At 50.2% G+C, this 19,601-nt stretch carries 21 protein-coding genes; 20 read left to right on the top strand and 1 reads right to left on the bottom strand.

Annotated features, from left to right (window positions below):
* The first annotated feature begins 299 nt into the window (after positions 1–299).
* The 15 genes from spoVAC (at position 300) to AC0YNZ_RS02990 (ending at position 13,132) form a co-directional block, all read left to right on the top strand.
* Entirely contained in the window at positions 300–791 is a 492-nt protein-coding gene (spoVAC, locus tag AC0YNZ_RS03060; protein ID WP_110769349.1) for a stage V sporulation protein AC, read from the top strand.
* Between the two features lies 1 nt (position 792).
* Positions 793–1,806, top strand: a complete 1,014-nt coding sequence (spoVAD, locus tag AC0YNZ_RS03055; protein ID WP_475825195.1) for a stage V sporulation protein AD — start codon at positions 793–795, stop codon at positions 1,804–1,806.
* 4 nt (positions 1,807–1,810) lie between these two features.
* Positions 1,811–2,161 (top strand): stage V sporulation protein AE, encoded by a 351-nt coding sequence (gene spoVAE / locus AC0YNZ_RS03050; RefSeq protein ID WP_110769347.1) that lies wholly within the window; start codon positions 1,811–1,813, stop codon positions 2,159–2,161.
* A 140-nt stretch (positions 2,162–2,301) separates the two neighbouring features.
* On the top strand, positions 2,302–3,258 hold the full coding sequence (locus tag AC0YNZ_RS03045) for an AAA family ATPase (RefSeq protein WP_475825194.1): 957 nt from the start codon (positions 2,302–2,304) through the stop codon (positions 3,256–3,258).
* 4 nt (positions 3,259–3,262) lie between these two features.
* A complete protein-coding gene (locus AC0YNZ_RS03040) occupies positions 3,263–4,510 on the top strand; it encodes a DUF58 domain-containing protein (RefSeq protein WP_475825193.1) in 1,248 nt (415 codons plus the stop codon).
* On the top strand, positions 4,507–6,759 hold the full coding sequence (locus AC0YNZ_RS03035; RefSeq protein WP_475825192.1) for a DUF4129 domain-containing transglutaminase family protein: 2,253 nt from the start codon (positions 4,507–4,509) through the stop codon (positions 6,757–6,759). The genes AC0YNZ_RS03040 and AC0YNZ_RS03035 overlap by 4 nt, the downstream gene beginning before the upstream one ends.
* Before the next feature lie 129 nt (positions 6,760–6,888).
* The gene (locus tag AC0YNZ_RS03030; protein ID WP_110769343.1) at positions 6,889–7,413 is read left to right on the top strand and encodes a YqeG family HAD IIIA-type phosphatase; all 525 of its coding nucleotides are present in this window, start codon (positions 6,889–6,891) and stop codon (positions 7,411–7,413) included.
* The gene (yqeH, locus tag AC0YNZ_RS03025; protein WP_110769342.1) at positions 7,410–8,537 is read left to right on the top strand and encodes a ribosome biogenesis GTPase YqeH; all 1,128 of its coding nucleotides are present in this window, start codon (positions 7,410–7,412) and stop codon (positions 8,535–8,537) included. Before AC0YNZ_RS03030 ends, yqeH begins: the two co-directional genes overlap by 4 nt.
* Positions 8,538–8,574: 37 nt before the next feature.
* The gene (aroE, locus tag AC0YNZ_RS03020; protein ID WP_475825497.1) at positions 8,575–9,435 is read left to right on the top strand and encodes a shikimate dehydrogenase; all 861 of its coding nucleotides are present in this window, start codon (positions 8,575–8,577) and stop codon (positions 9,433–9,435) included.
* Between the two features lie 63 nt (positions 9,436–9,498).
* Complete coding sequence (yhbY, locus tag AC0YNZ_RS03015; RefSeq protein ID WP_056632661.1) at positions 9,499–9,804, top strand: ribosome assembly RNA-binding protein YhbY; 306 nt, start codon at positions 9,499–9,501, stop codon at positions 9,802–9,804.
* A gap of 134 nt (positions 9,805–9,938) precedes the next feature.
* The gene (nadD, locus tag AC0YNZ_RS03010; RefSeq protein ID WP_475825496.1) at positions 9,939–10,511 is read left to right on the top strand and encodes a nicotinate-nucleotide adenylyltransferase; all 573 of its coding nucleotides are present in this window, start codon (positions 9,939–9,941) and stop codon (positions 10,509–10,511) included.
* A complete protein-coding gene (yqeK, locus tag AC0YNZ_RS03005) occupies positions 10,501–11,055 on the top strand; it encodes a bis(5'-nucleosyl)-tetraphosphatase (symmetrical) YqeK (protein ID WP_110769340.1) in 555 nt (184 codons plus the stop codon). The genes nadD and yqeK overlap by 11 nt, the downstream gene beginning before the upstream one ends.
* 21 nt (positions 11,056–11,076) lie before the next feature.
* Positions 11,077–11,424, top strand: coding sequence for a ribosome silencing factor (rsfS, locus tag AC0YNZ_RS03000; RefSeq protein ID WP_110769339.1), 348 nt, complete (start codon positions 11,077–11,079; stop codon positions 11,422–11,424).
* Positions 11,421–12,368: a CvfB family protein gene (locus AC0YNZ_RS02995; protein ID WP_475825191.1), complete on the top strand. Its 948-nt coding sequence runs from the start codon at positions 11,421–11,423 to the stop codon at positions 12,366–12,368. Before rsfS ends, AC0YNZ_RS02995 begins: the two co-directional genes overlap by 4 nt.
* Positions 12,365–13,132: a class I SAM-dependent DNA methyltransferase gene (locus tag AC0YNZ_RS02990; RefSeq protein ID WP_475825190.1), complete on the top strand. Its 768-nt coding sequence runs from the start codon at positions 12,365–12,367 to the stop codon at positions 13,130–13,132. Before AC0YNZ_RS02995 ends, AC0YNZ_RS02990 begins: the two co-directional genes overlap by 4 nt.
* A 614-nt stretch (positions 13,133–13,746) precedes the next feature.
* On the opposite strand, the gene AC0YNZ_RS02985 is transcribed toward AC0YNZ_RS02990, so the two are convergent.
* On the bottom strand, positions 13,747–13,968 hold the full coding sequence (locus AC0YNZ_RS02985; protein ID WP_475825189.1) for a hypothetical protein: 222 nt from the start codon (positions 13,966–13,968) through the stop codon (positions 13,747–13,749).
* A gap of 278 nt (positions 13,969–14,246) precedes the next feature.
* Here AC0YNZ_RS02985 and nrdI point away from each other — a divergent pair, with 278 nt between their 5' ends.
* From nrdI to AC0YNZ_RS02960, 5 genes are all read left to right on the top strand, one after another.
* Positions 14,247–14,606 (top strand): class Ib ribonucleoside-diphosphate reductase assembly flavoprotein NrdI, encoded by a 360-nt coding sequence (gene nrdI / locus AC0YNZ_RS02980; RefSeq protein WP_475825188.1) that lies wholly within the window; start codon positions 14,247–14,249, stop codon positions 14,604–14,606.
* Positions 14,593–16,677, top strand: coding sequence for a class 1b ribonucleoside-diphosphate reductase subunit alpha (gene nrdE, locus AC0YNZ_RS02975; RefSeq protein ID WP_110769334.1), 2,085 nt, complete (start codon positions 14,593–14,595; stop codon positions 16,675–16,677). Before nrdI ends, nrdE begins: the two co-directional genes overlap by 14 nt.
* A gap of 46 nt (positions 16,678–16,723) precedes the next feature.
* Positions 16,724–17,680, top strand: a complete 957-nt coding sequence (gene nrdF, locus AC0YNZ_RS02970; protein WP_110769333.1) for a class 1b ribonucleoside-diphosphate reductase subunit beta — start codon at positions 16,724–16,726, stop codon at positions 17,678–17,680.
* Positions 17,681–17,815: 135 nt separating this feature from the next.
* Positions 17,816–18,793: an ABC transporter ATP-binding protein gene (locus AC0YNZ_RS02965; RefSeq protein ID WP_475825187.1), complete on the top strand. Its 978-nt coding sequence runs from the start codon at positions 17,816–17,818 to the stop codon at positions 18,791–18,793.
* Entirely contained in the window at positions 18,793–19,596 is an 804-nt protein-coding gene (locus AC0YNZ_RS02960) for an ABC transporter permease (RefSeq protein ID WP_475825186.1), read from the top strand. The genes AC0YNZ_RS02965 and AC0YNZ_RS02960 overlap by 1 nt, the downstream gene beginning before the upstream one ends.
* The last annotated feature ends 5 nt before the right edge of the window (positions 19,597–19,601 follow it).

Raw genomic sequence — 19,601 nt, 5'->3', positions numbered from 1 at the left:
TATGCTGTAGATAAATGCCCGGTATGAGGGGAGCAGCGCTTGTGTCGAAGAAGCAGCAACGCTATTTATTGAGCATACTCGTGCTCGTATTGTATGTACTGCTTGTCATTTTATTGTTAGCGATATTTTTTTGAGAAAAGGATTGTCCTTGACTAGCTGCTTAGTCAGAGGCAATCCTTTTTTTTGCTGGAATATTGCTTCCTGCTATTACAAATAATGAACGAGAAGAAAGCAAAACGGTTACGGAGCTTCGCGTTCGTACATATGGAGAAGCCGTAGCGGAAAAGGAGGTTGCAGCAATGGCTACTAAGAGCAAGAGCAAACATAACTACAAAAAAATGACGATGTCGCCGAAGGAATATCAGTCTTTCGCGAAAACGATGGAGCCGCCGCGATCGGTTCTCGGCAATTGCTTAAAGGCATTCGTTTTCGGCGGAGCGATCTGCGTGCTTGGACAAACCATTCAGGAGCTGTATGTGCATTTGATGGGAATGAGCGAGGAAGCGGCAAGCAATCCGACAGTTGCCACACTTATACTGATATCGGTTATTTTAACGAGCCTTGGCGTTTATGACAAAATCGCGCAATGGGCTGGAGCCGGTTCTGCCGTCCCCGTGACAGGGTTTGCGAACTCCATGTGTTCAGCTGCATTGGAGCACCGGAGCGAAGGTCTCGTTCTTGGCGTTGGCGCCAACATGTTTAAGCTGGCAGGCTCGGTTATCGTATTCGGAACGGTCGCCGCTTTCTTCGTTGGAATAGCCCATCTTATTCTTGGCACTGGAGGTCAGTAATATGCTGCGCGGGAAACAGACATGGTGGTTTGAGAGCCGCCCGGTTATTATCGGTGAAGCAACAGTGGTCGGACCTGATGAAGGGGATGGGCCTCTCGCTGCCGACTTTGATCTTGTCCACCCTGAGCTTGATATGCAGCAGAAAAGCTGGGAGAAGGCGGAACGGCTTCTCATTGAGCAGGCCTCGGAATTTGCCATTCAGAACGCCGGTATCGAGCGGGACCAGCTGCAATTTTTTATCGGCGGAGATTTAATGAACCAGATCATAAGCAACAGCTTTGCGGCGCGCTCGCTCGGTGTCCCTTATATCGGCGTGTTCGGCGCATGCTCGACCTCAATGGAGACGTTAGCGCTCGCCTCGATGCTTGTTAACTCCGGTGCGGCAAATCAGGTGCTAGCCGGAACGTGCAGCCATAACTGTACAGCGGAGAAACAGTTCCGTTACCCGACAGAATACGGCTCCCAGAAGCCGCCGACCGCACAATATACAGTCACCGGCGCGGGAGCTGCAGTCGTTGCCAATAAAGGCGAAGGTCCGGTAGTAGAATGCGCGACCATTGGCAAGGTTATTGATTTGGGAATTACAGACCCCTTTAATATGGGGGCGGCTATGGCTCCGGCAGCGGTTGATACGATCCAAGCCCATTTTAACGATACTGGCCGCTCGCCGGGCGATTATGATCTGATCGTAACGGGCGATTTAGCCGGCGTAGGGCATCCCATTGCGAAGGAGCTGCTGCTCAAAAACGGCGTGCCGATGAATGATACGGTGTTTGGCGATTGCGGCCTTATGGTATACGACGTACAGAAGCAGAAAGTACAGGCTGGCGGCAGCGGTTGCGGATGTTCAGCCGTCGTGACCTATGGGCATCTGCTTAAACGCATCAAAAAAGGCGAATTGAAACGGATTTTAGTTGTTGCAACAGGCGCATTGTTGTCTCCGCTATCGTTCCAGCAAGGCGAGAGTATTCCGTGCATAGCGCATGCGGTGGCAATTAGCGCAAAAGGAGGGTAACGGTATGATTTTTTTATGGGCTTTTCTAGTCGGCGGAGCGATATGCGTGCTCGGTCAGCTCATGTTCGATGTGTTCAAGCTGACGCCGGCGCATACGATGGCTACTTTAGTCGTAATTGGGGCGATTATTGACGGTTTCGATTTATACGAGCCTTTGATCAAATTCGCTGGAGCGGGAGCTACCGTTCCAATAACAAGCTTCGGCAATGCGCTTGTGCACGGAGCATTGACCGAGCTGCATGATCGAGGCTGGATCGGCGTAATATCCGGCATCTTCAAAGTGACAAGCGCCGGCATATCGGCGGCTATTATTTTTTCCTTTCTGGCAGCGCTCGTCGTCAGGCCGAAAGGATAACTTATAGAACGGACAAGCTGGAGGATCCTGTGGGATCTTCCAATTTTTTTTGTAGCGAAATAATTTGTGCACCGTAAAGGAAGTACTGTAAAATAGTACTATTGAACTTGAACTTTGGCGTTATTTCGGGAGGGAATGAAATGGATATTCGTCCTGCAGACATGCAATTATGCGCTACGATTCTACGAAACTTAGAAACTTGTATCCTTGGCAAACAGGAAGAAATCCAGAGACTGCTCATAGCTGTTATTGCAGGCGGACATGTACTTCTAGAAGACGTGCCGGGCACCGGCAAGACGCAATTAGTGAAAGCGCTGGCAAAATCAATAGGCGGCCAATTTCGCCGCATTCAATGTAATCCGGACCTGCTTCCAACCGATATTACGGGTGTTTCCATTTATCATCCCAAACAGGAAGCTTTTTTATTTCGCCCAGGTCCTGTAATGGCTAATATATTGTTGGCAGATGAAATTAACCGCGCTACAACGAAGACGCAATCTGCTTTGCTGGAGGCGATGGAGGAAGGGCATGTGACGGTTGATGGGGATACTTACGAGCTTCCCCGTCCGTTCGTTCTCCTTGCTACGCAAAATCCGATTGAGTTTGAAGGGACTTACACGCTGCCGGAGGCGCAGCTTGACCGGTTTATGATGAAGCTGTCGCTTGGCTACCCTAGTGAATCCGATGAGCAGCGGATGGTGCTATCTAATGAAGGAATACATCCGTCCGATCGAATTGAGCCCATGATAAACATAAAAGACATGATCCATATTCAGGATCAAGTGCTGCGGGTTCACATCGATGAAGCTGTAGGCAAATATTTGGTAAGTTTGATTAGGGGCACCAGAGAGCATTCAAATATTATGCTCGGTGCAAGTCCGCGTGCGGCGCTTGCGCTTGCGAGGGCTGCTAAAGCGAGCGCATATATCCAGCAGCGCCAGTTCGTTACGCCGGACGATGTGAAGGCGCTTGCTCCATACGTTCTCTCGCACAGACTCCTTCTCCGGACGGAAGCAAGAATGAACGGCCTCAAAGCGGAAGATATTATCTCGCAGGTGATCCAGTCTACGAAAGTGCCGGTTCGGCTGGAGCGTTAGTCTGATGACAGCTACCAAATCTACGAAGCTTCGTTGGCAGCTTGTCGCAATTATTTATTTGACCAGTCTTTTTTATTTATTATTTCAAGGCGGCAAAACCGCTGTGATGCTTTTTATGATATTAAATTTATTGCTTTTTTATTTGGTGCTGGGACGGTGGAGCGGTATCAACAAAGTATCGGGAAGCCGCACCTATACGGCGCTTGGCGCAACCGCACTCGATCAGAGCTTATCGGCGGGCAGCTCGCTGGATGTAAGCCTTCATGTCAAAATTCCAGGCTATTATCCTCTTCCATATGTCATCGTTAGAGATCAGCTGCAGCGTCATAATGGGCAAAGGGTCGCCTTCGAGACCTCTTTCGTGCCCAATTGGAAACGCAGCGGCCAGGTAACCTACCAAACGCAACCGCTTCAGCGCGGGGAATACCGGTTTACGAATACACAATGCATATCGTACGATGTGTTCGGCTTGTTCGAGCATTCGGGTGAGTTCGGCAGCGAGACCGTATTTAGCGTGCTGCCTCAGACGGTACCGCTAAGGCAATGGAATGGCGTCCAGCGCGGTATTCGCGGCCCTTATTCCCATGCGATCGCTTCCCGCTCGGCGAAGGAAACAACGCAAATTAACGGCGTTCGCGAATATTTGTACGGCGATCGTTTGTCGCGCGTGCATTGGAATGCGACAGCGAAGACCGGCGAGTGGAAATCAAAAGCGTTCGAGCGCGAATCGCTTCCGCGTACGGTTATCATCCTTGATCGTCATCCGGGCAGTTATAACGGCGAATTGGCGACGCGCTTCGAATTAGCGGTATCTGCCGCCGCTTCGCTGCTCGAAAACGGAATGAAGGACGATACGGCGATGGGCTTACTGTCCATTGGCGAGACGATGACCATGATTTCGCCTAAATCAGGCATAGAGCAGCGCAATTTGCTGATGAAGCATTTAACCTTTGTTGACGCTGACGCCGCGCGGCCGCTTTACTCTTCGCTGAAGCGGGCCGATTCTATGATGGAGCCTGGGAGCTTTGCCGTTATTATTACGCCCGAAACCGGCGCTGATGTGATCCGGAGCATGGAGTGGCTGTCCCGAAAAGGGATTAGGCCCTGCATGCTGCATATTTCGTCCCCGGCTGATAGGCTGAGCCATCAAGCTTCATGGAAGCATGTTATGCGCGAACGGGGCTGGCCGGTCTTCGAAATTCGTCAGCTGCAAGAGCTCCCAGCCGTACTGGAAGGGAGCGGGATAGCGTGAAACGGGTGTTGAAATCGATTGGCTTATATTTGTTAGCTGACTGGTATGAGAAGCTGAGATTTATTTTTATTGCCATTATTCTTTCGAATGCTATTTCCATCTTTGAAGGCTTCTGGTGGGATGAAACATACGCCATCGCCTATAACACATTAATTGCAGCTGCGGCAATCGATGTTTTGCTGCCGCTTCGCAGACTGTTTCTTAAGCTTTTGTTTCAAGGATCTGCCGCCATTTTTATTACAACCCAGCTAGCCAGAATGGATTGGATCGTGGCGAGACCGCAGCGCTGGCAGGAATGGATTTGGTGGCTTCAAGCGCATGCCGTACAGCTGCAACCGTTTATTTGGATCAGCGGGGCGCTGCTTCTGCTGCATGTATTGTTCGGCATATGGACGACTACGCGGATTCGCATGTTCGGGTTCGTTGGCGCAGGCATTCTGCTTCTGACGATAGCAGATTCCTTTACGCCGATCTGGCTTTGGGATGAAGTGGGCATGGTTGTATTTATAGGACTGCTATGGCTTGTTATGAGCCACCTGTCGCGGCTGCAGCGCAATCATCCGCACAGCTGGAAGGAACTCATCGAATATCCGCTTCAATTAATACTGCCGATTGCCCTCGTACTCGCCGTGCTAATGACAGTGGGGCTAAACATGCCGTCGTTAGCTCCGCTTCTGCAGGATCCTTATACGATCTGGAAGGAAGCAAAGGGAGAGAAGGTCCAGGTATTTCTTGGCGACAAAGGATCCGATCCATTATCGGAAGGCAGCGCCGGCAATGCAAGCTCAGGCTATAGTAGAAGCGATAAACAGCTTGGAGGCGGATTTGAGTATGACTATTCGCCGATGATGACGGTTTCGACCTCGCAGCGCAGCTATTGGCGCGGGGAGTCGAAAGCATTTTACACGGGAGAAGGATGGATGGATGTCGATGCCGAAGAAGACCGAAATGTGAATACCGGTATTCAGAAGGGTCAAATTTTTCCCGCAGAAGACGAGCCGCCGTTAGCAGGTACGATTAAGGTGGATCAAATCGTGACGATGATCCGCAAGGAAGTATATCCGGTTTTGTTCGCAGCCGCACCTATAACGAAGTTGAATTGGATCGACAATGATCAGGCTGCATTACCCACAGGCCTAGTATGGGAACCGGGATCGGGTGAGCTTAGGCTGCTGAACTGGTCGATGAAAAACCGCAAATATCCGCAAACCTATTCGGTTACCTCTTCCGTACCTGTTCTGGATGAGGAGCTTCTTAGAACGGCCAAAGCCGGATGGTCGGATGAAACTAAAGCTTCGCGCAACGCTTATTACTTGCAATTGCCGGATACATTGCCGGCGCGAGTTCGCGAATTGGCGGAAAAAGTAACTGCCGAAGCTGCAAATGACTATGACAGGGCGAAGCTGCTGGAAACGTACCTTAGGCTGAATTTTAATTACAATAACATGCCTGATGAATCGAAGCTTACGGGGTCGTCTGCCGATTTTGTTGATCAGTTTTTATTTGAGCTGAAGGAAGGCTATTGCGACTACTTCTCCACCTCGATGGCGGTAATGGCGCGAAGTCTTGGCCTGCCTGCCAGATGGGTGAAGGGCTTTGCTCCAGGTGTGCTTCCGGCTAGTGATTATGGGCCACCAGGCGAATTTATGGAGGATTTAAATCCGAGCGGAGCCGGCACCTACACGGTTCGGAATTCCGATGCCCACTCTTGGGTGGAAATTTACTTCGAAGGATTCGGCTGGATTCCATTCGAAGCTACGGCAGGCTTCACGTTTCCATACTCCGTCGCGGAGGAAGAAGAGGCTGCATTGCCTGATCTTGATCCAGATGCTGAGGAGGCAGCAGAGCCGGGGCAGGCAGAGAGCAATTCGAATGCGAAGCTTTGGGCTTGGGGCTCCATGACCTTGCTTATTGTATCCGCTGCGGCATGGATTATCGCACGTCGCGACAAGCTTATCGCATCGTGGCGCAAGCTTCGCCATGGTTCCTACACCTCAAATGACCGGATCGTTCTCGAGACGCAGAAGCTGCTTCGCATTTGCAAGAAACGCGGTATGGAGCGCGAGGAGCATGAGACGCTTCGGGAGGCCGTGCTGCGATGGTCGCAGAGCTCGAAGCGTTTGCGCGATGAGTTCAAGTCGGTGCTAGACGGGTTCGAGCAAGCGAAATATAGTCCGGTAATGGCCACATCCGAGGATGCGGATCGGTTTGTTGCGAAGGTAAGAACGTTAATCGATCAGTTAAGATGAGACAATACGCTTATATTTGATCAAATACCGCGGGCCTGTGAAAATGGCAGCGGTATTTTTTTGCAACAAATTTGGTTTGTATGGTATAGTTTCGTAAGATAGCAGGCAGAAAGCAGAGGGATATCGATTATGTTTGAACGGCTGTTGCCGCATATGCGCGTCAATACAGTTTATGAAATTAACTTAGATGAGCTGCATGCAAGAGGTGTTCGCGGCATCATTACGGATCTGGATAATACGCTCGTCGGTGCGAAGGAGGCGTTAGCAACGCCTGAGCTTGTGCAGTGGCTTGATTACGTGCGCTCACGGGGCTTTCAGGTTGTTATCGTATCTAATAATAATGAAACGCGTGTAGGGAAATTCGCGGCGCCGCTGAATATTCCATATATTCATGCCGCTCGCAAGCCGGCAGGCAAATCGTTCCGGAAAGCGCTTAGCGTGCTGAGGCTGTCTGCGGAGCATACTGTCGTTATCGGCGATCAAATGCTGACGGATGTGCTTGGCGGCAACCGGATGGGGCTGTACACCATTCTAGTTACGCCGATCGCACCTGCTGATGAAGGGATTATGACGCGGGTGAATCGCCGGATTGAACGGTTTGCATTAACGCGTTTGAGGAAAAAAGGGTTATGGTATGAGGGGGAAACAAAGTGAAGGAACAACAGCTTAGTCAGGCATCCGGTTCATGTGCGGGCTGCGGCGTGGCGCTGCAGACACAAAGTCCTGAACTGCCTGGATATTTGCCGAAAGCGGCTAACGGACGCGATGAGGTGATTTGCCAGCGATGCTTCCGCATTCGCAATTATAATGAAGCTTCATCCGTAGCGGTTGATCAGGATGATTTCTTAAGATTGCTCGGCAGCATTGGAAGCACGGATAGCCTCGTCGTGCACATTGTCGATTTGTACGATTTTGAGGGAAGTTTAATCTCCGGCCTGCAGCGTTTTGTCGGCAATAATCCGGTGCTGCTCGTCGTAAACAAGATCGATCTGCTGCCGAAAGCGATGAACGTCAACCGGCTTCGGAACTGGGTTCAGAAGCAGGCAAAGGAAGAGGGACTGCGCACGGTAGATGTCGTATTGTGCAGCGCGAAGCGGAATATGGGCTTCGAGCGGGTCATTGAAGCGCTAGAGCATTACCGAAACGGCCGCGACGTCTACGTGGTCGGCGCAACGAATGTCGGCAAGTCCACATTAATCAATCGACTTATTCGCGATTACAGCGACATGGAGCGCGAGCTTACGACATCCCGTTATCCGGGAACGACGCTTGATGCGGTTCATATTCCGCTTGAGGACGGAAAGGCGATTATCGATACGCCGGGTATCGTATATTCGACGCGGATGACGGAAGTCGTGCCGCGCAGCTTTCTTGGCTCCCTATTGCCGGACAAGCCGATTAAACCGCTCGTCTATCAATTGAATGCTGGACAGACGCTGTTTATCGGCAGCCTCGTCCGATTTGATTTTGTTGAGGGCGACCGCCAATCCTTTACGTTTTACGTATCCAATGCGCTTAATATGCACCGGACAAAGCTTGAACGCGCGGATGAGCTTTATGCGGATCACCGCGGACAACTGCTTGGCGGACCTACGCTTGAGGAGCTGGAGAACATCCCGGCGTGGACCAGACATTCACTTCGCGTGAAGCGCGGAGTGAATAAGGATGTGTTCATCTCCGGTCTCGGCTGGATTCAAGTAAACGGAACCGGCGGAGCTCTCATTGATATTTATGCGCCGAAAGGCGTTAAGGTCATGCTTCGCGATTCGATGATTTAAACACATGGCTTTGGAAGGGGAATTCACTGTGACGAATATGGGCGCAGGAAACCGGATCGACAGCAACACCCTTTTGTTCGGCGTAATTGGCAATCCGATTCGTCATTCAAAATCACCTATCATGATGAACCGCGCCTTTCGGGAAACGGGAATTAACGGCGTTTATGCCGCTTTTCACGTAACGGGCGACCGCATAGCTGATTTCGCGGCAGGGGTACGGGCAATGGGCATTCAAGGCGTCAATGTCACCATACCTCATAAGCTGGACATTATGTCCGTATTGGATGAGATCGACCCCGGTGCGCGAGCGATCGGTGCGGTTAATACGATCGTGAACGATGCAGGACGGCTCATCGGTTATAATACGGATGGTATCGGATATGTACGTTCTCTGAAGGAAGAAGCGGAGAACGAGCTTGCGGGCAAACGAATCGTCGTTATCGGCGCAGGCGGAGCGGCTCGCGGCATCGTATATGCCTTGACGAATGAGAAGCCTGCCCGCATCACGATAGCTAACCGTTCAGTAGATCGTGCCAAAGAGCTTGCGTCGTCGTTTCAAGACCTTGCGGAAATAGATGCGATCTCAAACGAAGAGCTGCAAGAGGCTTGCCGGCAAGCGGATATCGTTATTAACACGACATCCGTAGGGATGTTTCCGAATATTGACGAGACGCCTGTCGATGGGGACTGGCTGAAGCCTGGCGCGGTCGCAAGCGATTTAATATACAATCCGTTAAAAACAAAATTTTTGCAGCAGGCCGAGCAGCGCGGCTGCCGTATCCACGGCGGCCTCGGCATGTTCATCTATCAGGGCGCTTACGCCTTCGAATATTGGACAGGCCAGCCTGCACCGGTCGCAGCTATGCGGGAGACCGTGCTGGCGGCACTGCTTAGCTAACCCGGCTATTTTATAATTGTAATTAAACAGACGAAACATCGAGATGAAAGAAGGAACACATACATGCTTACAGGTAAACAAAAACGTTATTTAAGATCACTTGCCCACCATTTGACGCCTATTTTTCAGGTCGGCAAAGGCGGAACGAACGATCACCTTGTCCGTCACATCGAAGAGGCTATCGAGTCGCGCGAGCTCATTAAAGTATCCGTTCTCAACAACTGTCTTGATGACCCGAGGGAAATCGGAGCAGAGGTGGCAGCAGCAGCAGGTGCCGAGCTCGTTCAAGTCATCGGCAAAACGATCGTCCTCTACAAAGAATCCAAGGACAACAAACAAATCGAGCTTCCAAGTCCTGCCCGTAAATAATAATTAGGGCTTGGAGCTTTAGCTAAGGATTCGACATCTTGCGATAAAGGGCATACTAATTAGCGAATCGGCTAAGTTAGCCCATTTTTGCTCTATGTAAGGAGGAGCTGAGGCAAGTGAGTAAGATTGGTATTATGGGCGGAACCTTTGATCCCATCCATATCGGTCATTTGATCGCCGCGGAAACGGCGCGCGAGCAATGTGATTTGCATGAGGTATGGTTCATTCCGTCATACGGTCCTCCGCTCAAAGCGAGTGAACCTGGCGTTAGCGGACAGACACGCTACGAGATGGTGTGCGGTGCAATTGAAAGCAATCCGGCTTTTCGCGCATTGGACATTGAATTGCAGCGCGGCGGAGTAAGCTACTCCTTTGATACGATCAGGGAGCTGCAGAGACATTATCCGAATGATTCATTTTCCTACATTATTGGTTCAGACCGGATAAACGATCTGCCGCAATGGTATCAAATAGAGGAGCTTGCCGCTCGAATTACATTTATCGGATTAGAGCGTCCTTCCGATCCCGTCAACATCGCTGAGCTGCCGGTTTTTTTGCAGGAGCGAATAAAGCTGATTCATATGCCCGCAATCGACATTTCATCAACTGCAATAAGAAGCAGGGCGAGTGCGGGACTATCCGTTCAATATTTAGTGCCGGATTCCGTGAATAGCTTCATGAGGAGGTACAAGCTGTATGAATCGTGAGCAAATGATCGACAAGGTGAAGGCGGAGATGCCGGAGCGAAGATGGCTACATACGCAGGGAGTTATGGAAACTGCGGTCATTCTTGCTGAGAGATTCGGCGAGGATCCCGTTCGCGCCGAGCTTGCAGCCATTCTGCATGACGTAGCTAAATATTGGAAGGTAGAGCGGATGGAGAAGGTCATTCGTGATCAAGCATTACCGTCCGTACTGCTGGACTACGATAAGGAGCTATGGCATGCTCCCGTCGGGGCTTGGGTGGCAGAGCATGAATATGGCATATCGGATGCTGGGGTGCTGGATGCTATCCGGTACCATACTTCGGGGCGAAGAGGAATGACAAAGCTTGAGAAAATCGTATGTCTGGCTGACTATATGGAGCCTGGGCGGGATTTTCCGGGCGTGTCGAATATTCGCGAGCTAAGCGAGCAATTTTTGGACCAGGCGCTGCTCGCAGGCTTTAACTCTACGATTTCTTTCTTATTAGAAAAGGGGAAACGTATATTTCCGCTAACGATAGAAGCGCGAAATGATTTGTTGGAATAATATTTAACAGGAGGCTGAGCTATGGCGGTACATTCGGATGAATTGCTTCAAATCACGGTTGCAGCAGCGGAAGACAAGAAAGCGGGTCGGGTCGTTGCGTTGAATTTAAAAGAAATTTCCTTGGTGGCGGATTATTTCGTCATTTGCAGCGGTAACTCGGATACGCAGGTTCAGGCGATCGCGACCGAAATCCGCAAGCAGGCGGAGAAAAACGGAAACCGCGTACGCGGCATTGAAGGCATGGATTCGGCCAGATGGGTGCTGATCGATCTCGGCGATGTAATCGTTCACGTATTCCATCGCGATGAGCGTGAATATTATAACATAGAGCGCCTCTGGTCCGATGCGAAGGTTGTGGAGTTCGCATGAGCTTTGTAGCCGGAACTACGCAAACGTTAAGGGTGGCACGCGAAGTGTCGCCCTACGGTTATTTCTTGAGCGACGGAGAATTTGATGTGCTTATGCACTATACCGAGCTCGTTGGATCTAAGCCGAAAATCGGCGACCACGTGGAAGCTTTTCTATTCTATGACTCGGAGGACCGTTTGGCGGCAACGATGAAGAAGCCTCTTCTTCAGCTCGACGAGCTTGCCCGGCTAAAGGTTGCGGACGTCCATCCGAGGCTTGGCTGCTTTCTGGAGATGGGCTTAGGCAGGCAGCTGCTGCTGCCGCTTTCGGAGCTGCCGGAGAGCATTGACTATAGACCGCTTCCCGGCGATGAAGTATTTGTCGTAATGAAGCATGATAAAATCGGAAGACTAGTCGCGAAAATAGCATTTGAGGAAGAGCTTTCTGAGCTTGTATTTCCCGCGCCGCAGAGCTGGAACAACCAATGGGTTGAGGGCTGGGTAACGAAGACGCTGCAGCTCGGCTCGTTTGTCATCATCGATGGCGGCGTAGTAGGCTTTGGCGTCTACGGGCTTATTCCAAGCGCCGAGCGCATCAGACCGCTTCGGCTTGGCGAGCGTGTGAAAGCGCGCGTAACCTTTATCCGCGAAGACGGAAGAGCCAATCTCTCGATGGCGCAGCGCAAGGAGATTGGACGGGTAGAGGATGCAGACCGCATACTTGCCTTTATCAAAGAAAGACCAGGCGGCGGGATGCCGTACTCCGATCAGACAGATGCCGACATTATTAAACAAAAATTCGGAATCAGCAAGGGTGCTTTCAAACGCGCTTTAGGAAAGCTGATGCGAGAAAGACTGGTCACCCAGAAGGGCAGCTGGACGTATTTGGCTGTTGAGCCTTCAGGGGAAGCGGAGGAACAAGCAAAAACTTCAGGCTCCGAAGCTGAAGGAGCTGATGAGCAATGACGAGTTCTTACGGACAGTTCGCGACGGTCTACGATCAGCTTATGGAGGACATGCCTTATGCGGATTGGCTTGGCTTCGCAAGAGCCGGCTGGTCGCGCTACGGGATGCCTTCGACTGTCGTTGACCTTGGCTGCGGCACCGGAAGCCTATCCATTCCGCTTGCCCGCTCGGGCTTCGAGGTTTACGGCATTGACCTGTCCTCGGACATGCTCACCGTTGCCCGCAGCAAGTGGGATGAGACGCCTCAGCTGGTCACAAGACCGCGTTCAGGTTCCATCCGGTGGCTGCAGCAGGATATGCGTGAGTGGGAGCTTCAGGAGCCTGTTGATTCGGTCATTTCGTTTTGCGATTGCTTGAACTATTTGACGGAGGAGGCCGATATCGAGGCTGCTTTCCGTTCTACTTATGCAGGCTTGCGCAGCGGAGGAACTTTCCTGTTCGACATGCATCCTCCTAAGCAGCTCATCCGTTATGCGGAGGAGCAGCCGTTTGTGCTCGACGAGCGGGATGTGGCCTATATATGGACTTGCGATTTCGAAGAGGAGCGCTGCGAGATTGAGCATCATTTAACGATCTTCTCACGCGACCGCGATTCGAAGTTTCACCGTTTCGAGGAATCGCATGTACAGCGCGCTTACGATCCAGACTGGATCGAGGCGGCCTTGCGGCGCGCGGGCTTCCACACCGTCGACCGTTATGCTGATTTCGAGCTGCAGCCTGCGGACAGCGAGTCGGAGCGTCTGTTTTTTGCAGCTGTCAAATAGAGTAGCGCTAAGCAAGAGGTGTTCCTATGGTCTAACCAGACTATATATGGGACACCTCTCTTTATTCAGCTAGTTCAGATTTGACAGATTCTCATATTTAACAGCTGTAAGCTCTTATATGCGCTTACAGCGAAATTGCAGCCCAAGTTTGGTGGTCTGTAAGCACACATGTGTGCCTGCAGAGCGGGATCGGCGTCTGAGCAGCGTCGAAAGGCGGCTGTAAGCACGGAAACAGAGGCCTATGGCATCCGTTTATCCTAATGCTGCTGAAGAAGACTGCGTATCAAAAAAAATGGTTGAGCAGGCCAACTATGCTGCTCAACCATTTTTGCATGTTCATTTAATAGTTTAATTAAGTCAGTTATTTATCTTGCGGGCTAATCTGTTTTTGAGATTCGTCCTTTTTACGGGGAGTGATGGATGTTTGTCCGGTAGGAGAAACACTTTAGCCGGCCGCTGCATAATGTGTAAAAACACGAGAATTGTCGTATTTTGCGGTTAGTTGTAATATTTTATCGACATCCGCCTGCTTGGTGAACGAGTGCTGTCAGTTTACTGAATTTATTGGTTGCAGCTAGTTATCTGTATCTAGATATAGTGTTCCGGTACGATATTTATTCCCGGAGCGCATCCTTTAATCGGCTGTTCATCCCTGCCGCGGCAGACGCTTTCCGTACCGAATCTAGCTTCATTTTTTTGATCAATTGGCTCATTTGCTCATGGTCATTTTCTAGTTTTTCGATATAGGCAAGCAGCTCAGGCGCCGCGTATCCGGCATCCTTGAACAGTTTCTCTACCGTTTCTCGTATTTGTTCTGCGGGTGTTTTCGCGTCCATCAGGGCCTCCAAAATAGCAATAAAATGTCACTATCCCATCATACAAGCATCTGTTAAAATAGTCGAGTGCGTCAAAAAAATAGATTAATATTATCTCCATAATTTTCATTGACTACTCCTATATATTGATGTAGAATCAAAAACATCAACTACATATTGATGTAGATAGGTGCCTTCAGTGATTAACCATCGGTAAATCATGAACAAGCGCTACTGACGGAAATGCTAGTCAGAAGCGCTTTTTAATTGCTTGAATTCAGAAAAGGAGCGAACGTGCAATGCTAGTCGTCTATGATTCCAAAACAGGTAACGTCAAGCGGTTCATCAAAAAATTGAATATGCGTGCGGTACCTATCGATGAGCAGGAAGCAGTGGACGAGCCGTTCGTGCTGGTCACGTATACGACAGGGTTCGGTCAGGTGCCGGAGAAGGTGACTTCGTTTCTCGAAAGCAACTCCGGAATGCTCCGCGGCGTTTCCGCCAGCGGCAACCGTAACTGGGGAACCGGGTTCGCCAAAAGCGCGGACACGATCTCGCAATTGTATGATGTTCCCGTGATTCTGAAGTTTGAATTGTCAGGTACGAGTCAAGATACGCAACATTTTGTCGAAAGGGTGCGAACCATTGAAGCATATTGAGCTTAATAATGAATTGATGCAGCGCGGTGCAGATGGATTTTACCAGCTGGATAAAGATAAAGAGGCTGTTGCCGCATTTATGGAGGAAGTAGAAGAGAAGAGCGTGAAGTTCGACTCCCTTCGCCACAAGCTGGATTATTTGATCGAGAACGATTATTACGATAATGTATTCGAGAAGTATACGTACGAACAGGTTGAGGCAGTCTTCACTTTAACCTCGAACAGCGGCTTCGAATTCCAATCCTACATGGCAGCATCGAAGTTCTACAAGGACTATGCGATGAAGACCAACAACAAATCTCAATATTTAGAGCAATATTCCGATCGCGTAGCGATTGTTGCCCTGCATCTTGGCGAAGGCGATGCGGCTAGAGCGCTCCGCATAGCCGATGCGATGATCGACCAACGCTTGCAGCCAGCCACTCCGACTTTCCTGAACGCGGGCAAGAGCCGCCGCGGCGAAATGGTTTCCTGCTTCCTGCTCGAAATGGACGACTCTCTTAATTCCATTAACTACGTACTGGGCACATGTATGCAGCTCTCCAAAATCGGGGGCGGCGTAGCCGTCAACCTGTCGAAGCTTCGCGGACGCGGTGAGCCGATCAAAGGCGTAGAAGGCGCAGCGAAAGGCATTATGCCGGTGCTGAAGCTGATGGAGGACGCATTCTCCTACGCAGACCAAATGGGACAACGCAAAGGCTCCGGAGCCGGCTATTATAATATTTTCGGCTGGGACATTATCGAATTCCTGGATTGCAAAAAAATTAACGCCGACGAGAAGGCACGCATTAAAACGTTGTCGATCGGCCTTATTATTCCGAATAAATTTTATGAGCTAGCTGCGCAAAACAAGCCGCTCTTCGTGTTCGGACCACATTCCGTTCAGAAGGCATACGGCAAGCATCTTGATGACATGGATATGGATGAGATGTACGAAGAGTTGCTCGCTAACGAGCTTGTAACGAAGAAGAAAGTTATGAACGCACGCGACATGCTGACAAAAATCGCCTCGATTCAGCTAGAATCCGGCTACCCATACATCATGAACAAATCGAATGCCAACAGCATTCACGCTTTGAAGGATATCGGCTCCATAAAAATGTCCAACCTATGCACGGAAATATTCCAGCTGCAGGAGACTTCGGAAATTAAGGATTACGGTAACGAGGATGTCATTCGGCGCGATATCAGCTGTAACCTTGCTTCGCTTAACATCGTTAATGTGATGGAGCACAAGAAAGTGAAGGAATCGGTTCATGTCGGCATCGAAGCATTAACGACTGTCAGCGATTTATCCAAAATCGACAATGCTCCGGGCGTTCGCAAAGCGAATGAGGAGCTGCATTCCGTCGGTCTTGGCGCGATGAACCTGAACGGCTACCTGGCGAAAAACAAAATCGCTTACGAAAGCGCAGAAGCGAGAGATTTTGCCGGCGTATTCTTTATGATGATGAACTACTACTCCATCGAGCAAAGCATGGAGATCGCCAAAGAGCGCGGCATTACGTTCAAAGATTTCGACCGTTCCGAATATGCGAAGGGCACTTATTTCACTCGTTATGTAGAGAACGATTTCCGTCCAAAAACGGATAGAGTAAAGGAATTGTTCGAGGGCATGGAAATTCCGTCGCCTGAGGACTGGGCTGCCTTAAAAGAGAAAGTGCAGCAGCACGGCCTGTATCATGCTTACCGTCTGGCGATTGCGCCGACACAAAGCATTTCGTACATCCAAAACGCAACTTCGAGCGTTATGCCGATCGTGGAGCATATTGAAACGCGCACGTATGCGAACTCGACAACGTATTACCCAATGCCGTACTTGTCGCAAGATAATTACTTCTACTATAAATCGGCTTACAACATCGATCAGTTCAAACTGATTGATCTAATTGCAGAAATTCAGCAGCACGTTGACCAAGGCATTTCATCCGTGTTGCATGTTAATAGTAATGTGACGACTCGCGAGCTGGCGCGCTTCTACGTCTATGCCGCGCAAAAAGGGCTTAAATCGCTCTATTACACAAGAACGAAGCGGCTTTCTGTTGAGGAATGCACGAGCTGCGCAGTTTAAGTTCAATTTTAATAGACGCTCACGTAGCAAAGAAGGAGCTCACCAAATGAAAGCTGTAAACTGGAATCGCCCGGATGACGATTTTACATTAACATTCTGGCAGCAAAATGTGATGCAATTTTGGACGGATGAAGAAATTCCGTTATCTGATGATAAAATGGACTGGATGGAAATGACGGATGCTGAGCGCACGCTGTACAAAAACGTGCTCGGCGGCCTGACTTTGCTCGATACGATTCAAGGCGGCGTCGGCATGCCGAAAATTTTGGAGCATGTGGACGGCTTACAGCGTAAAGCGGTGCTGTCATTTATGTCGATGATGGAGCAAATCCATGCGAAATCGTACAGCAGCATTTTCACAACGCTTGCCTCGGGAGAAGAGATCGACGAAATCTTCCAATGGGTGGAGCAAAACGAACAGCTGCAGAAGAAAGCAAATCTGATTTCTTCCTGGTATTCAAACATCACGGGTCCGAAAGAGCTGTATAAAGCAATGGCAGCTTCCGTATTCCTGGAAAGCTATCTGTTCTACAGCGGCTTCTTCTACCCGCTCTACTTGGCTGGTCAAGGCAAAATGACAAGCAGCGGCGAGATTATCGATTTGATTTTGCGTGACGAGAGCATTCATGGCTTATACGTTGGCGTTCTTGCGCAAGAGCTGTTCCAGACGTTTAGCCCTGAGGAGCAAGCACAGCTGCAGATCGAAGTTTATGCTTTGCTGAACGAGCTGTACGAGAACGAGATCGTGTACACCGAGCATTTGTATGCTCCTGTCGGCCTGGCTGAGGAAGTGAATGTCTACGTCCGCTACAATGCGAATAAAGCGCTTATGAACCTTGGCATGGAGCCGCACTTCCCTGAGGAGCCGGTTAACCCGATCGTGTTCAACGGCATCAGCACGCACACGAAGCAGCATGATTTCTTCTCCAAAAAAGGTAATGGCTATGTACGTACGATTCACGTCGAGCCGCTGAATGACGATGACTTCGTCTTCAATTTTTAATAAAACCTAATCGCCATACAACATATGAATCGCTCTTTATCGGCCTTCCCGGCGGAAAAAGAGCGATTTTTTATTGACACGCCTTATTTTCGATGTTAATATTTCCCTCTTGAATCTTGTACGGAGGTAACTTGCGTGATAAAAATCGATGGTTTAAGTAAATCTTATCAGGTTGCAACACGTTCTTCTGGCGTAAGACAGGCGGTAAAGGCTCTATTTAAAAGGGAATACAAAGTCGTGGAAGCGCTTAACGATATTTCATTCACGATTGAGCCGGGTGAGATTGTCGGTTACATCGGGCCTAATGGGGCAGGGAAATCAACGACGATCAAAGTGATGAGCGGCATACTCGTACCCGACAGCGGCTCCTGCACGATCATGGGGTACACGCCCTGGAAGGACCGGGTCGAATATGTGAAGCATATCGGTGTGGTGTTCGGACAGCGCTCCCAGCTGTGGTGGGATGTGCCGGTCATCGATTCCTTCGATTTGCTTCGGGATATTTACAAGGTGCCTGAGCAGGAGTACAGAAGCACCTTGTCTTTGCTAACGGAAACTCTCGAGCTGCAGGACATCATTCAGATCCCGGTAAGACAATTAAGTCTAGGGCAGCGGATGCGCTGCGAAATCGCAGCTTCGCTGCTGCACAGCCCGAGCGTGCTGTTTCTGGACGAGCCTACGATCGGCCTCGATGCCGTATCCAAAATAGCGGTACGAAAGTTCATACGCACCATTAATGAAGAGAAGGGCGTCACGATCATATTGACGACTCATGACATGAATGACATTGAGGCGCTGGCGAAGCGGATTATTCTGATCGGCAAAGGGAAGAAGCTTTATGACGGCAGCGTGAGCGCCATTCGCGATCAGTTCGGGACGCGAAAAACCATTACGGCCGTATACAGCCATCAAGCGGAGCCTTTTCAAGTGCCCGGCACGGTTATGGAAGCATGGTCGCCCGAGCGGGCTGTGCTTAGCGTGGATACGGAGCAGGTCGTTATTTCAGAGGTGCTGATCCGTCTATCCGCACAGGTGGAGCTTCTTGATGTGGCAATTGATACGCTGCCGATCGAGGATATGATCGTTCAATTGTATAAGGAGCATCAAATATAATGAAGGCTTATATGTCGGTTTTCAAGCTGCGCCTCTCGAACGGGCTGCAATACCGCACCGCTGCGCTTGCGGGTATAGCAACCCAATTTTTCTGGGGTTTCGTCATCATAATGGTCTTTGAGGCGTTTTATAGCGGGGCGACTGTGCAGCCTCCCATTTCATTAACCCAGCTCATCACCTATGTGTGGCTGCAGCAAGCCTTTCTTGCCTTTGTCATGCTGTGGTTCCGCGACAATGAGCTGTTTCAGCTTATTACGACAGGCAATATCGCTTATGAGCTTTGCAGGCCTAGCGGGATCTATGGCTTATGGTATGCCAAGCTGCTTGCGCAGCGGCTCGCGAGCGCGCTTTTGCGAAGCTTGCCGATTGTAACCGTTGCATTTATTTTGCCGCAGCCCTATCGGATGCCGCTTCCGTCAGACCCGTTTGCCTTTCTATTGTTTATCGCTGCGCTTATACTCGGGCTGCTATTGATCGTTTCGATCTCGATGCTGATGTACATATCCGTCTTCGTTACGTTGTCCCCCGCAGGCTCGCTGCTTATGTTTGGCGTGATCGGCGAGTTTCTGGCAGGTATGGTCATACCGGTTCCGCTTATGCCCTCGTGGCTGCAAAGCATTGTTTATATGCTCCCCTTCCGCTGGACAGCCGATTTTCCGTTTCGTGTCTATTCCGGACATATTCCGAAGGAGGAAGCGCTTGCCGGCATCGCGATTCAGATCATTTGGTTTCTGGTATTGGTAGGACTCGGCAGATTGGCAATGGCCAAGGCACTACGCAGAGTAGTCGTAAATGGAGGGTAACGTTA

The organism is Paenibacillus sp. J2L1-98 (assembly GCF_056269405.1).
Note: the sequence above shows the minus strand (reverse complement) of the source record. Positions and strands in the feature narration are given on the sequence as shown.